Source organism: Solilutibacter silvestris (assembly GCF_002895945.1).
Classification (GTDB): domain Bacteria; phylum Pseudomonadota; class Gammaproteobacteria; order Xanthomonadales; family Xanthomonadaceae; genus Solilutibacter; species Solilutibacter silvestris.
In genome coordinates this window covers 888,787-902,136 of sequence record NZ_NPZB01000002.1, presented here as the reverse complement: position 1 = coordinate 902,136, position 13,350 = coordinate 888,787, and the positions used below count along the sequence as shown (strand labels likewise).

General features: G+C 64.2%; 14 protein-coding genes. 12 read left to right on the top strand and 2 right to left on the bottom strand.

The features are described 5' to 3' along the window. Positions 1–63: 63 nt before the first annotated feature. The 9 genes from trxB (at position 64) to infA (ending at position 8,283) form a co-directional block, all read left to right on the top strand. Positions 64–1,023, top strand: a complete 960-nt coding sequence (gene trxB, locus Lysil_RS11785) for a thioredoxin-disulfide reductase (protein ID WP_425477166.1) — start codon at positions 64–66, stop codon at positions 1,021–1,023. Positions 1,024–1,056: 33 nt separating this feature from the next. Then, positions 1,057–1,638 (top strand): DUF4337 domain-containing protein, encoded by a 582-nt coding sequence (locus tag Lysil_RS11780; protein WP_103075739.1) that lies wholly within the window; start codon positions 1,057–1,059, stop codon positions 1,636–1,638. Between the two features lie 6 nt (positions 1,639–1,644). Then, the gene (locus tag Lysil_RS11775; protein ID WP_103075738.1) at positions 1,645–2,910 is read left to right on the top strand and encodes a DUF445 domain-containing protein; all 1,266 of its coding nucleotides are present in this window, start codon (positions 1,645–1,647) and stop codon (positions 2,908–2,910) included. Positions 2,911–2,935: 25 nt separating this feature from the next. Beyond that, the gene (locus tag Lysil_RS11770; RefSeq protein ID WP_103075737.1) at positions 2,936–3,607 is read left to right on the top strand and encodes a glutathione S-transferase family protein; all 672 of its coding nucleotides are present in this window, start codon (positions 2,936–2,938) and stop codon (positions 3,605–3,607) included. Between the two features lie 8 nt (positions 3,608–3,615). Further along, positions 3,616–4,785: a GNAT family N-acetyltransferase gene (locus Lysil_RS11765; RefSeq protein WP_103075736.1), complete on the top strand. Its 1,170-nt coding sequence runs from the start codon at positions 3,616–3,618 to the stop codon at positions 4,783–4,785. Next, positions 4,782–5,504, top strand: a complete 723-nt coding sequence (aat, locus tag Lysil_RS11760; protein WP_103075735.1) for a leucyl/phenylalanyl-tRNA--protein transferase — start codon at positions 4,782–4,784, stop codon at positions 5,502–5,504. The genes Lysil_RS11765 and aat overlap by 4 nt, the downstream gene beginning before the upstream one ends. Positions 5,505–5,508: 4 nt before the next feature. Beyond that, a complete protein-coding gene (gene proB / locus Lysil_RS11755) occupies positions 5,509–6,657 on the top strand; it encodes a glutamate 5-kinase (protein ID WP_103075734.1) in 1,149 nt (382 codons plus the stop codon). Then, positions 6,654–7,919 carry a glutamate-5-semialdehyde dehydrogenase gene (locus Lysil_RS11750; RefSeq protein ID WP_103075733.1) on the top strand — a complete coding sequence of 422 codons (1,266 nt, stop codon included), beginning with the start codon at positions 6,654–6,656 and terminating at the stop codon, positions 7,917–7,919. The genes proB and Lysil_RS11750 overlap by 4 nt, the downstream gene beginning before the upstream one ends. Positions 7,920–8,064: 145 nt before the next feature. Further along, positions 8,065–8,283, top strand: coding sequence for a translation initiation factor IF-1 (gene infA, locus Lysil_RS11745; RefSeq protein ID WP_028839405.1), 219 nt, complete (start codon positions 8,065–8,067; stop codon positions 8,281–8,283). A gap of 59 nt (positions 8,284–8,342) precedes the next feature. Here infA and clpA read toward each other — a convergent pair whose 3' ends face one another. Then, the gene (gene clpA, locus Lysil_RS11740; RefSeq protein WP_103075732.1) at positions 8,343–10,637 is read right to left on the bottom strand and encodes an ATP-dependent Clp protease ATP-binding subunit ClpA; all 2,295 of its coding nucleotides are present in this window, start codon (positions 10,635–10,637) and stop codon (positions 8,343–8,345) included. 46 nt (positions 10,638–10,683) lie between these two features. Beyond that, positions 10,684–11,004, bottom strand: coding sequence for an ATP-dependent Clp protease adapter ClpS (gene clpS, locus Lysil_RS11735; protein WP_103075731.1), 321 nt, complete (start codon positions 11,002–11,004; stop codon positions 10,684–10,686). 86 nt (positions 11,005–11,090) lie between these two features. Between clpS and Lysil_RS11730 the strand changes: the two genes are divergently transcribed. The 3 genes from Lysil_RS11730 to hflD are packed head-to-tail and all read left to right on the top strand — an operon-like array spanning position 11,091 to position 13,318. After that, on the top strand, positions 11,091–11,567 hold the full coding sequence (locus Lysil_RS11730) for an NUDIX hydrolase (protein ID WP_103076047.1): 477 nt from the start codon (positions 11,091–11,093) through the stop codon (positions 11,565–11,567). 24 nt (positions 11,568–11,591) lie between these two features. Then, positions 11,592–12,701: a tRNA 2-thiouridine(34) synthase MnmA gene (mnmA, locus tag Lysil_RS11725; protein WP_103075730.1), complete on the top strand. Its 1,110-nt coding sequence runs from the start codon at positions 11,592–11,594 to the stop codon at positions 12,699–12,701. Then, the gene (hflD, locus tag Lysil_RS11720) at positions 12,698–13,318 is read left to right on the top strand and encodes a high frequency lysogenization protein HflD (protein ID WP_103075729.1); all 621 of its coding nucleotides are present in this window, start codon (positions 12,698–12,700) and stop codon (positions 13,316–13,318) included. Before mnmA ends, hflD begins: the two co-directional genes overlap by 4 nt. Positions 13,319–13,350 lie beyond the last annotated feature (32 nt).

Genomic DNA, 13,350 nt, shown 5'->3' with positions numbered 1-13,350 from the left:
GGAAGGATCGGGCGCTTACACTAGCCGCCTGCCCCACTCCATACGGTTGGAAGTATAACGATCATGTCGATGTCGCCCGCGAAACATTGCCGCTTGCTCATTCTCGGTTCCGGCCCTGCCGGCTGGACCGCCGCGGTGTACGCGGCCCGCGCCAACCTGAAACCCGTCGTGGTAACCGGCATGGCGATCGGTGGCCAGCTGATGACCACCACCGAAGTCGACAACTGGCCCGGCGACGCCCACGGCTTGATGGGTCCGGCGCTGATGGAACGCATGCAGGCGCATGCCGAACGCTTCGAGACCGAAGTGATCATCGACCAGATCCACAGCGCCGACCTGTCGCAGCGCCCGTTCCGCCTCGTCGGCGATGCCGGCGAATACACCGCCGATGCGCTGGTCATCGCCACCGGCGCCACCGCCAAGTATCTCGGCATCCCCAGCGAAGAACTGTTCAAGGGCCGTGGTGTTTCGGCCTGCGCCACCTGCGACGGCTTCTTCTACAAGAACAAGGATGTCGCGGTGATCGGCGGCGGCAATACCGCGGTCGAGGAAGCGCTGTATCTCGCCAACCTCTGCAGCAAGGTCTACCTGGTGCATCGCCGCGACACCCTGCGCGCCGAAAAGATCATGCAGGACAAGCTGTTCGCCAAGATCGAGGCCGGCAAGATCGTGCCGATCTGGCACCACGCCGTCGACGAAGTGCTGGGCGACGACATGGGCGTGACCGGCGTGCGGCTGAAGTCGGTGCAGACCGGAGAGACCCAGGACATCGCCGTGCACGGCATGTTCGTGGCGATCGGCCATCATCCCAATACCCAGATCTTCGACGGCCAGTTGGCGATGTCGAACGGCTATCTGGAGATCGAATCCGGGCTGCAAGGCAACGCGACGATGACTTCGATGCCCGGCGTGTTCGCCGCCGGCGACGTCGCCGACCAGCACTACCGCCAGGCGATCACCTCGGCCGGCTTCGGCTGCATGGCCGCGCTGGACGCCGAGCGCTGGCTGGAATCGCACGGTTGATCTCCTGCCAAGACCCAAGCTGCGACCACGACCATGCCTGAAGACATCGAAATCGATACCGACACCCTGCGCGAAACCATCGACGCGGAAGTCGAGAAAGCGGAAGACGGCTCGCTGCTGCGCTGGATTGCCTTGAGCACGTCTGCGTTCGCGGCGATCGCCGCCATCGCTTCGCTGCAGGCCGGCGCCACGGTGAACGAGGCGCTGTCACTCAAGACCGAAGCGACCCAGTTGCAGGCACAGGCATCGGACCAGTGGGCCTACTACCAGGCGAAAGGCATCAAGGCGGTGGTTGAAGACATGGCGAGCCAGCAATGGCAAGCGGCCGGCAAGCCCGTGCCGGAGAAAATCGCCGCCGACCAGCAGCGTCATCTCGCGCAACAAAAGGACAGTGCCACCAAAGCCACGGCATTCGAAAAGGCGCGTGACGAAAAGAACGCGGAAGCCGGGCATCTGATCCATCGTCATCACTACTTTGCCGATGCAGTCGCCCTGCTGCAGGTGGGAATCGCGTTGGGCGCAGTGGCTGCACTGACGCGCAAGAAGCAGGTTTGGTGGGGATCGCTGCTGCTCGGCCTCGCTGGGGCGGTGGCAATGGCATTTGCGTACTTCTGAGTGGGCATGAGCCGGCTCGCGCAGATGAAAGCCATCGCGCTGGCGTTCCTGCTCGGCGCGATCGCATTGCTGGTGCTGGCACAACACTTCGGACGCCATGGCATCTGGGGCTGGATCGGCGCCTTCGCCGAAGCAGCCACCGTCGGCGCACTGGCCGACTGGTTCGCGGTGGTGGCGCTGTTCCGCCATCCGTTGGGATTGCCGATCCCGCACACCGCGATCATCCCGCGCAACAAGGCGCGCATCGCCGATGCGCTGGCGCGATTCGTCGCCGACAATTTCCTCGCGCCCGAGCAGATCCTCAAGCGCGTGGACGAATGGAACCCCGCGCTGCGGCTCGGCGAGTTCCTCTCGACGCCTGAGCGGCTCGAACAGCTGTCGCGACAGTTGCAGGCGTGGGCGCGTCAATCGCTCACCGCACTGGATTCACCGGCGTTCGAGCGCGAGCTGCTGGCGATGGCGCGCAGCCAGTTGCAGCACTGGAACGTGGCGAAAACCGCCTCGCAACTGCTGCATATCCTGACGCGTGGTGGCCACCACCAGAAAGTGTTGAACGCCGGACTGTCGCAGATCGCGGCGTGGATGGGCCAGCCTGGGGTGCGCGATTTCATCACCGAAAAACTCATCGTGATGGCGCGCCGGGAATTTCCCAAGCTGACGTGGCTCGCCGACAAACTCGACTACACCGAAGACCTCGCGGTATCGCTGTCGACGCGACTGGCCAACGCCATCGTCGATGAACTGCAGGAAGTCCTGGAGACACCCGATCATCCGTTGCGCCAGCGCTACGGCGCCGAAGCGATGCGGCTGATCGATGCGCTCGACGATGATCCGCAGTTGCAGGAACGCATCGCCGCGTTCAAGCAGAAACTGATCGACAGTCCGGAATTGCAGGACTACGTGCGCGGACTATGGCGGCAACTGCGCGACTGGTTGCACGCCGATCTTGCGCGCGACGACTCCACCAGCATGCAGCAGTTCCGCCACTACGCCGAACGCCTCGGCAAGCGCCTGCGCGACGATCCCGAATGGCAGCGCAACGCCAACGAACAACTGCGGATCGCCGGCGAACACATCGCCACGCAGTTGCGCGCCATCGCGCCAACGTATATCCGCCAGACCGTGGATGCCTGGGACACGCGCTTCCTGGTCGACGAAATCGAACGCAGCGTCGGTCGCGACCTGCAATTCATCCGCCTCAATGGCACGCTGATTGGTGGGCTTGCCGGGTTGCTCCTGTACGCGTTGTTACAACTCTCCTTCTTGCGTTGAATTCGCCACACGAACCGAGGACGCCATGCTGACCTTGCACATCGCCAACAAGAATTATTCGTCGTGGTCGCTGCGGCCATGGTTGTTGATGAAAGTGCTCGAGATTCCCTTCGCCGAACAGATGCATCCGTTCGGCGAAATTTTCTCGTTCTCCCCGACCCGGCGCGTGCCCTGCCTGGTCGACGGCGACGTGACGATCTGGGATTCTCTGGCCATCACCGAATATCTCGCCGAGCATTACTCGCAGGTGTGGCCGCGCGATCTCGTCGCCCGCGCGTGGGCACGTTCGGCCACGGCGGAAATGCATTCCGGATTCTCCGAACTGCGCAACATCTGCTCGATGAGCTGTGGCCAGCGGGTCGAACTTGCAGCGATCCCACCGGCACTGGCCGATGACATCGCGCGCCTGGATGCCCTGTGGAGCGAAGGCTTGTGGCGCTTCGGCGGCCCGTTCCTGGCCGGCAAGGAGTTCTCCGCAGTCGATGCCTTCTACGCGCCGGTCGCGTTCCGCATCCAGACCTACGGATTGAAGCTGGGCGATGCCGCATCTGCCTATGTGCAACGCCTGCTCGAGCTGCCGGCGATGCGTGATTGGTATGCATCGGCGCTGGCCGAAACCTGGCGCGAGGACGCGCACGAAACCAGCATCGCCGCGCATGGCCGCATCAGCGCCGATTTCCGCAGTCCTGAAAGCTGACCGGAGCGATGCCACAGCTGCACGCACGCATTCTCGATTCGCTCGACGCGATTTCCGCCGGGCAATGGGACGCGCTGCATTCCACCGATCACCCCTTCGTCAGCCATGCCTTCCTGTCGGCACTGGAACGTACCGGCTGCCTGCGCGCCGACTGGGGTTGGACACCGCACCATCTGACGTTGTGGGATGGCGAGGCATTGGTCGCCGCCGCACCGATGTATCTGAAATCCAATTCGCATGGCGAGTTCGTGTTCGATCACGCCTGGGCGCATGCCTATGCCCAGCACGACGTCGACTACTACCCGAAGTGGCTGTGCGCGGCGCCCTACTCGCCGGTGACGGGTCCGCGCCTGCTGGCGCCGACACCGGAGCTCCGCCACGCGCTTGCCGTCGCGATGCGTGAACTGTGCACGGCGCAGGGACTGTCTTCGGTGCATGTCAATTTCCATCCTGATGATGAAGACGGCGCTTTCGTCCGCCAAAAGGACGGCGATGAACACGAATGGCTGCTGCGCGAGGACATCCAGTACCACTGGCACAACCGCGACGGTTGGCGCACGTTCGACGATTACCTGTCGGCGATGGATGCCAAGCATCGCAAGAACATCCGCCAGGAGCGCGCGAAGGCGGAACGTGCCGGCGTGCGTTTCCGCGTCGTGCATGGCGATGAAGCCAGCGATGGCGACCTCGCCGCGATCCACGGGTTCTACCTGCAGACGTTTTCGGAGTACGGCAACTCGCCGGCGTTGACGCTCGAATTCATCCATGAAATCGCCCGCACGATGCCGCGGCAACTGGTGCTGATCCTCGCCGAACTCGATGGCGAACCGATCGCCGGCGCACTCTGCCTGCGCAGCGCCGATACCTTGTACGGACGCTACTGGGGCAGCCATGCTCAACTGCCGGGGCTGCATTTCGAGACCTGTTACTACCAGGGCATCGACTATTGCCTGCAACATGGATTGACGCGCTTCGAACCCGGCGCGCAAGGCGTGCACAAGATCGCGCGCGGCTTCTTGCCGACCCTCGTCCGCAGCCGCCACTGGATCGCCGATCCGCGTTTCCGAACGGCACTGCAAGATTGGTGCGCGGCCGAGCGTCGTGACGTGCGTCGACATGCGGCGCAGTTGCACACGCATTCGCCGTTCAAGGGTGACGATGGAAGCGCGGCGGGATGATCCCGATCCTGCCTGTCGATCCGCACGCACCGTTCCCACCGCTGGAACGCGCGTTGCACGAACCCAATGGACTGCTCTGCGCCGGCGGCGATCTTTCCGCTCCGCGCCTGTTGAATGCCTATCACCATGGCATCTTCCCGTGGTTCAACCCCGGCGAACCGATCCTGTGGTGGTCGCCCGACCCGCGCATGGTGTTCCGCAGCGATAGCGTGCGTTTGTCGTCGAAATTCCGTCGCCAGTTGCGTCACAACACGTGGACGTTGCGCGCCGATAGCGCGTTCGCCGCGGTGATGCGCGCCTGCGCCATCTCGCCGCGCCCGGGCCAGCACGGTACCTGGATCGGCGACGACATGCTCGATGCCTATGTCGAACTGCACCGTCTCGGTCATGCCCATTCGATCGAGGTCTTTGACGGCGAACGCCTGGTCGGCGGCATCTACGGCGTCGCCATCGGCCGGATGTTCTATGGCGAATCGATGTTCTCGGGCGTATCCGGCGGCTCCAAGATCGCATTGGCCGCGCTTGCGCGATTGCTCGACAGCCGTGGCTGGCCGCTGATCGATGCCCAGGTCGAGAGTCCGCATCTGCGCACGCTGGGTGCCGAGACGATGCCGCGGGAGATTTTCGCGCGACGGATTGCCACGCTGGTGGAACAGCCGGGACGGATCGGTTCCTGGTGCAACGATCTGCCCGATCTCCCGGTGTCCGGGCTATCCTGAAATCATGCACTCGACGTCACGGACATTCGCCGCGCAAGCACTGCCGACATGGCGGCGCGCGGTATTGAAAGTCGGCAGCAGCCTGCTGACCGGTGTCGATGGCGGATTGTCCGATCACAACGCGCGCGGCCTCGCCGCGTTCATCGCTGCCTCGCGCGCGGCGGGACGCGACGTCGTGCTGGTGTCTTCCGGCGCGGTCGCTGCGGGACGTTCGCAAGTACCTGAGAATTCCGGCAAGGCCGATGGACTGGTGCAGCGGCAGGCACTCGCCGCACTCGGCCAGACGCGCATGGTAGCGCTGTGGCAATCATTGCTCGACGCGCCGGTCGCACAGGTGCTGCTCAGCCACGACGACCTGCGCAACCGCCGTCGCTATCTCAATGCACGCAACACGTTGCTGGAGTTGTTGCGCCTGCGCACGATCCCGGTGATCAACGAGAACGACACCGTCGCGGTCGAGGAACTCAAGCTCGGCGACAACGACAATCTCGCCGCGATCGTCGCCGCACTCGTCGATGCCGACCTGCTGCTGATCGCCAGCGATGTCGATGGGCTCTACACCACGCACCCACGGCTCGATCCTGCCGCGCAGCCGGTCGATCGCGTCGCCGCGATCACGCCGGAAATACTGGCGATGGCTGGCGGTGCGGGCAGTGTCGTCGGCACCGGCGGCATGCACACCAAACTGGAAGCGGCGACCAAGGCGGCCAAGGCCGGCGTCGCCACGGTGCTGTTCAATGGCGCCACGCATGCCACCGTCGCGGAACTGGCGCATGGACGATTCCGCGGCACCCATTTCGCCGCTTCGGGCACGCGACTTGCCGCACGCAAATACTGGCTGCGCCACGCGCCTGGCTGCGCGGGACGACTCATCGTCGATGCCGGCGCGGTGCGCGCACTGCTCAATGGCGCGTCACTCCTGCCCGGCGGCATCGTCGGCGTCGAAGGCGAATTCACCCGTGGCGATCTGGTTGACGTCGCAGGCATCGACGGCAACGTCATCGCCCGCGGCCTGTGCCAATACGCAGCGGTCGCGGTGCGGCGAATGCTCGGTCGGCACACGCGCGAGATCGAATCGATCCTCGGTTACAGCTATGGCGACACGGTGATCCGCCGCGACGATCTGGTGGTCTTCCAGGAGGTGCTGGCATGAGCGCGTCGGTGCGCGATCTGGCGCTGGCCGCGCATGAAGCGGCGCCGGTCATCGCGGCGCTGTCGACCAGTGCGAAACAATCGGCGCTGCGACACATGGCCGATGAGCTCGACCACCAGGCGTCGGTGATCCTCGCCGCGAACATGCTCGATGTCAAAGCGGCGCGCGCGGCCGGTCGTGCCGAACACCTGATCGACCGATTGCGACTGGATGCCACGCGTCTCGCCGCAGTCGCCAACGCCGTGCGCGCGATCGCCGACCTGCCCGATCCGGTGGGTCAAGTCACCCGCAACGAAACCCGCCCAAACGGAATCCGCGTGGCGCGCGTGCGCATTCCCCTCGGCCTGATCGCGATGATCTACGAAGCACGCCCGAACGTGACCGCCGACGCCGCCGCGCTGTGCTTCTACGCCGGCAACGTCGTGCTGCTGCGTGGTGGCTCCGAAGCGTTCAACAGCAATCGCGCGATCGCTGCCGCACTGTGCACTGCCCTGCGCGCGCAGGGGCTGCCGGAAGCCGCGGTCACCCTGATCGAGGATCTGCGCCGCGACAGCGTGCTCGAGCTGCTGCAACTGTCCGATCTCGTCGATCTCGCGATCCCGCGCGGTGGCGAAAGCCTGATCCGCTTCGTCACCGAACACGCGCGGGTGCCGGTCATCAAGCACTACAAGGGCGTGTGTCATCTCTACGTCGATGCCAGCGCCGATGCCAACCTCGCCTTGCGTCTGCTCATCGACGGCAAGACCACCCGGCCATCGGTCTGCAACGCGCTGGAAACGCTGCTGGTACACGCTGACAGTGCGCCGACGTTCCTGCCGCCGGCGATCGCCGCATTGCGCGAACGTGGTGTCGAAGTGCGTGGTTGCGAACGCACGCAAACGCTCGCCACAGGTGTGGTACCGGCCAGCGAAGACGACTACGCCGAGGAATTCCTCGATCTCGTCATCGCCGTGCGCGTGGTCGACGATCTCGACGCTGCGATCGCGCATATCCGCCGCCATGGCTCCGATCACACCGAGGTCATCGCCACCCGCGACGCGGCCGCTGCGGCGCGCTTCGTCGCAGCGCTGCGTTCGGCGGTGGTGATGGTCAATGCCTCGTCGCGTTTTTCCGACGGCGGCGAACTCGGCCTCGGGGCCGAAATCGGCATCTCGACCACGCGCCTGCACGCCTACGGGCCAATGGGCGCGGAATCGCTGACCATCGAGCGCTACGTGGTGCATGGCGACGGACAGGTGCGCCACCCGGCGAGCGCGGGCTGAACGGCTCCTGCGCATTTGGCCGGATTTCCCTGCCTCCAGGCTGAGCGACCGGACCCGATCTGGCCGTTTTTTGCGCCGATCCCGTTGGCGTGCGACAATCCTCCTCTTTCGGGCGCCGCACCGGCCGCCCACCTACTGAGTATTTATGGCGAAAGACGACGTCATCGAGTTCGAAGGCACGATTTCCGAAACCCTGCCGAACACCATGTTCCGGGTCAAGCTGGAGAACGGGCACGAGATCATCGCGCACATTTCCGGGCGCATGCGCAAGAACTACATCCGTATCCTGACCGGCGATCGCGTCAAGGTCGAGATGACGCCCTACGATCTGACCAAGGGTCGCATCACCTATCGTCACCGCTGAGTCGGCGACGCGCTCGAAGCAAAAAGGCGACCCACGGGTCGCCTTTTTCGTATCCAGTGTCACACCACCGGAACGGTTTCTTCCTTCGACGGCGCCGGACTGGCGGCTTCGACATTCACCACCAGGCCGTCGTCGTTGGCATCGAGGCTGACATGGCCGCCATCCACCAGCTTGCCGAACAGCAGTTCATCGGCCAGCGGACGCTTGACCTTGTCCTGCAGCAAGCGCGCCATCGGCCGCGCACCCATCAGCGGATCGAAGCCGTTCTGGGCGAGCCATTCGCGCGCCTTCTGCGTCGCCGACAGGGTGACGTGCTTGTCCTGCAGCTGCGCTTCCAACTCGATCAGGAACTTGTCGACCACACGCAGGATGTGATCCATGCCCAGCGCCTGGAACTGCACCACCGCATCGAGGCGGTTGCGGAATTCCGGCGAGAAGCCCTTGCGGATCGATTCCATCGCGTCGGTGCTGTGGTCCTGACGGGTAAAGCCGATGCTGCGACGGGCCGCCTGGGCGGCGCCGGCATTGGTCGTCATCACCAGGATCACGTTGTGGAAGTTGGCTTCGCGACCGTTGGTATCGGTCAGCACGCCGCGGTCCATCACCTGCAACAGGATGTTGAAGATGTCGGGATGCGCCTTCTCGATCTCATCGAGCAGCAGCACGCAATGCGGCGTCTTGACGATCTTCTCGGTCAGCAAACCGCCCTGGTCGAAACCGACATAGCCCGGGGGCGCGCCGATCAGGCGGCTGATCGAATGCGGCTCCATGTATTCGCTCATGTCGAAGCGCACCAGTTCGATGCCGAGTTGCATCGCCAGTTGCTTGGTCACCTCGGTCTTGCCGACGCCGGTCGGGCCGGCGAACAGGAAGTTGCCGATCGGCTTGTCGGGGTTGCCGAGGCCGGAACGCGCCAGCTTGATCGACGACGCCAGGGTGTCGATCGCCGGATCCTGCCCGAAAATCACCATCTTCAGGTTGCGCTCGAGCTGCTGCAGGGTGTCCTTGTCGCTGGTGTTGACCTGCTTGGCCGGGATGCGCGCCATCTTGGCGACGATGGTCTCGATCTCCTCGACGTCGATCACCGTCTTGCGCAACGCTTCCGCGATGATGCGCTGGCGGGCGCCTGCTTCGTCGATCACGTCGATCGCCTTGTCGGGCAACAGGCGGTCGTTGATGTGCTTCACCGAGAGATCGACCGCAGCCTGGATCGCATCATCGGCATAACTCACGCCGTGGTGCGCCTCGTACTTCGGCTTCAGGCCCTTGAGGATTTCCACCGCCTCGTGCACGGTCGGTTCGACGATGTCGATCTTCTGGAAACGCCGGGCCAGCGCACGGTCTTTCTCGAACACGCCGCGGTATTCCTGGAAGGTGGTCGAACCGATGCAGCGCAGTTCTCCCGACGACAGCGCCGGCTTGATCAGGTTGCTGGCATCCATCGTCCCACCCGACGCCGAACCGGCACCGATGATGGTGTGGATCTCGTCGATGAACAGCACCGCGCCGGGAATCTTTTTCAGGGCAGCCAGCACCGCCTTCAGGCGCTTTTCGAAATCGCCGCGATACTTCGTTCCGGCGACCAGGCTGCCGAGGTCGAGCGAGAAGATCGTCGCATCCTTCAATACCTCGGGGACTTCGCCTTCGACAATGCGCTTGGCCAGGCCTTCGGCGATCGCGGTCTTGCCGACGCCTGCTTCGCCCACGTACAGCGGATTGTTCTTGCGACGGCGGCACAGCACCTGGATGGTGCGTTCGATTTCGTCGGCGCGACCGACCAGCGGATCGATCCGGCCTTCCTTCGCGGCGACGTTGAGATTGCTGGCGAATTCGGCCAGCGGATCGCCACCGGCGTTGCCACCCTCCTCACCCTCACCGCCTTCCTCGGAGCGCGGCGTGTCGGACGATGCATGATCGTCGCCATGCTTGGACAGGCCGTGGGAAATGAAATTCACCACGTCCAGACGCGTCACGTCCTGCTGGTTCAGCAGGTACACCGCGTGCGAATCCTTCTCGCCGAAGATCGCCACCAGCACGTTGGCGCCGGTGACTTCGGCCTTGCCGGAACTCTGCACGTGGTAGACCGCACGCTGCAGCACGCGCTGGAAGCCCAGCGTCGGCTGGGTGTCGCGGCCGTCGTCTTCCGGCAGCACCGCCACCGAGGCTTCGATCGCCTTCTGCAGCTCGGCCTTGAGGCGCGGGATGTCGGCGCGGCAGGCCGTCAATACTTCGCGCGCGGCGGGATTGTCGGCCAGTTCCAGCAGCAGGTGTTCCACGGTCATGAACTCGTGGCGTTGCTCGCGGGCGTGCTTGTAGCACTGGCCGATGGTGGTCTCGAGATCTTTGGAAAACATGAGCGCTTTCCCCAAATGGTGGTCTGGGACCGTTATGGGGACGACGCTACGCCTTTTCCACCCGACACAACAGGGGATGCTGTTCCACCCTGGCGTATTCGTTCACCTGCCCCACCTTGGACTCGGCGACGTCGCGGGTATAGACCCCGCACACCGCCTGGCCACGGGTATGGACGTGGAGCATGATCTGGGTCGCCTTCTCGAGATCCATGGCGAAAAAGCGCGTCAGCACTTCCACCACGAAGTCCATCGGGGTGAAGTCGTCGTTCAGCATCAGCACCGCGTAGCGCGAAGGCGGCTGTGTTTCCGGCCGGGCAACCTCGGCCACGGTGCCGCGTTCTTGGGCGGCGTCGCGTTCCTGACTCATCCCCCGATTATAAATCGCCAGCCGCTGAATGGACGTGACCGGGCCCGGCCCGGCACAATGCCGTGATATCGCCACGGATCATCGATGTGAGCTATCGCGAAGGCCGCTTCTGGCAACCCGACGTCACCGTCGCCACCGTGGTGGTGCGTGATGGCCGCCTGCTGATGGTCGAAGAGAACGCCGGCGGCCGCGTGGTGATCAACCAGCCGGCTGGGCACCTGGAACCCGACGAAACCCTGCAGCACGCTGCCCTGCGCGAGACGCTGGAGGAAACCGGCTGGCATGTGCGCCTGACCGCCTTCATCGGTGCCTACCAGTGGACCGCCCCACCGGCACCGGAAGGATCGGGTCGCCACTACCTGCGCTTCGCCTTCGCCGCCGAACCGCTGCAACATGATGCCGCGCGTGCGCTCGATGACGGCATCATCGCCGCGCACTGGTGGACGCCTGCCGAACTGGAAGCACGGTTGGATGACCACCGCAGCCCGATGGTGTGGCGCGTGGCGCAGGACTTCCTCGCAGGTCGCCGTTTCCCGCTGGACATGGCTGCGTTCGTGAAGTGAACCGGCTGTGAGGAGCATGTTGCAGTGAGCAAGGCGAAGATCATCGTCGGCTTGTCCGGGGGGGTCGATTCCTCGGTCGCGGCGTTGCGCCTGCTCGCCGATGGCGAGTCGATCGCCGGACTGTTCATGCAGAACTGGGCCGATGACGGCAGCGGCGAATGCCGCGCCGAAGATGATCGTCGCGATGCCGTGGCGGTTGCCGGACGACTCGGCATCCCGATCCATTTCCGCGATTTCTCCGGCGAATACTGGGATGGCGTGTTCCGCCATTTCCTCGACGAGTACGCCGCCGGACGCACGCCAAATCCCGATGTGCTGTGCAATCGCGAAGTGAAGTTCAAGCACTTCCTCGATGCCGCCCGCGAACTTGGCGCCGAACAGATCGCCACCGGCCACTACGCGCGCATCGACCAACACGAGAGTCGCTGGCGCCTGCTGCGCGCCATCGATGCCGGCAAGGACCAGAGCTATTTCCTGCACCAACTCGGTCAGGCGCAACTCGCGGCGACGCGCTTTCCGCTCGGCGAACTGCACAAGCCCGACGTGCGCAGGATGGCCGCCGATGCGCAGTTGCCGACTGCGGCGAAAAAGGATTCCACCGGCATCTGTTTCATCGGCGAGCGCGATTTCCGCACCTTCCTCTCGCAATACCTGCCGATGAAGGCTGGAGAAATCCGCACCCCCGATGGCGCGCTGTTGGGAGAACACCAGGGCGTGTTCTTCCACACCCTGGGCCAGCGCGGCGGACTGCAACTCGGCGGCATGCGCGGACGCGAAGCCGCGCCGTGGTACGTGGTTGGCAAGGACGTCGCACGCAACATCCTCCATGTCGAACAAGGCCACGATTCACCGTGGCTGCAATCCAATCGCCTGCGTTCGGAAGCAATGCACTGGATTTCCGGGCAACCACGCCACGAAGCATTCGATTGCCTCGCGCAGACACGCTATCGCCAGCCAGCGGAAGCCTGCACGGTGATCCCACGAAACGATGGCGGGGTGATCGTCCATTTCGCGCGTCCGCAACGTGCGGTCACGCCCGGACAATCGCTGGTCCTATACGATGGCGACGAATGTCTCGGTGGCGCGGTGATCGCCGCGACCGACGCGCCCCTCGAACCGAGCTTCCCCGAATGAGCCAAGCCCCCGTCCAGGATCGAATGATTGCCCTTGCCGGGTTGGCGCAGGCATTGACGCAGGTGCGCCGCCTCGCCGAAAACGGCCAAGCCGATGTCCGCGCAATGGATGGCGTGCTGACAGGCGTGTTCCAGCTCGATCCTGCATCCACCGACGACGTCTACGGCAACACCGCCACGATCCGTCCCGGATTAATACGCATGCGCGAACAGTTGCGCAAGGAATCGCGTGATCCGCAATTCCCGAAACTGGTGATGGGCGTGATGGCGCTGGAGCGCAGCTACAGTCGCGATGCCGACGCGCAACGCGCGTTGCGCACTGGCCTGACGCAACTCGCCGCACAATCGACGGGACAGTCACCGACGCAGCCGGCGACGCTGTCCGCGTTGGCCGATCTCTACGTGAAGCACATCAGTCCGCTGAAACCGAAAGTGATGGTGCAAGGCAATCCGCACTACCTCAACCAGCCGTCGGTCGTGGTGGAAATCCGCGCACTGCTGCTGGCGGCGTTGCGTTCGGCGGTGTTGTGGCGGCAGCTGGGCGGATCGTCGCTGGATTTTTTGTTGCAACGGAAGCGGATGACGGACAGCGTCGAACATCTGTTGCAACGAAGCTAAGCAGAATCCTCATCGAAAGTTGCACTTGCCGA

Excerpts from the sequence above, each read along its gene's own strand:
- Lysil_RS11780 (WP_103075739.1), top strand. The coding sequence starts at position 1,057 with ATGCCTGAAGACATCGAAATCGATACCGACACCCTGCGCGAAACCATC.
- infA (WP_028839405.1), top strand. The coding sequence starts at position 8,065 with ATGGCGAAAGACGACGTCATCGAGTTCGAAGGCACGATTTCCGAAACC.
- aat (WP_103075735.1), top strand. The coding sequence starts at position 4,782 with ATGATCCCGATCCTGCCTGTCGATCCGCACGCACCGTTCCCACCGCTG.
- clpS (WP_103075731.1), bottom strand. The coding sequence starts at position 11,004 with ATGAGTCAGGAACGCGACGCCGCCCAAGAACGCGGCACCGTGGCCGAG.
- clpA (WP_103075732.1), bottom strand. The coding sequence starts at position 10,637 with ATGTTTTCCAAAGATCTCGAGACCACCATCGGCCAGTGCTACAAGCAC.
- Lysil_RS11750 (WP_103075733.1), top strand. The coding sequence starts at position 6,654 with ATGAGCGCGTCGGTGCGCGATCTGGCGCTGGCCGCGCATGAAGCGGCG.
- Lysil_RS11775 (WP_103075738.1), top strand. The coding sequence starts at position 1,645 with ATGAGCCGGCTCGCGCAGATGAAAGCCATCGCGCTGGCGTTCCTGCTC.
- Lysil_RS11770 (WP_103075737.1), top strand. The coding sequence starts at position 2,936 with ATGCTGACCTTGCACATCGCCAACAAGAATTATTCGTCGTGGTCGCTG.
- proB (WP_103075734.1), top strand. The coding sequence starts at position 5,509 with ATGCACTCGACGTCACGGACATTCGCCGCGCAAGCACTGCCGACATGG.
- Lysil_RS11765 (WP_103075736.1), top strand. The coding sequence starts at position 3,616 with ATGCCACAGCTGCACGCACGCATTCTCGATTCGCTCGACGCGATTTCC.
- trxB (WP_425477166.1), top strand. The coding sequence starts at position 64 with ATGTCGATGTCGCCCGCGAAACATTGCCGCTTGCTCATTCTCGGTTCC.
- hflD (WP_103075729.1), top strand. The coding sequence starts at position 12,698 with ATGAGCCAAGCCCCCGTCCAGGATCGAATGATTGCCCTTGCCGGGTTG.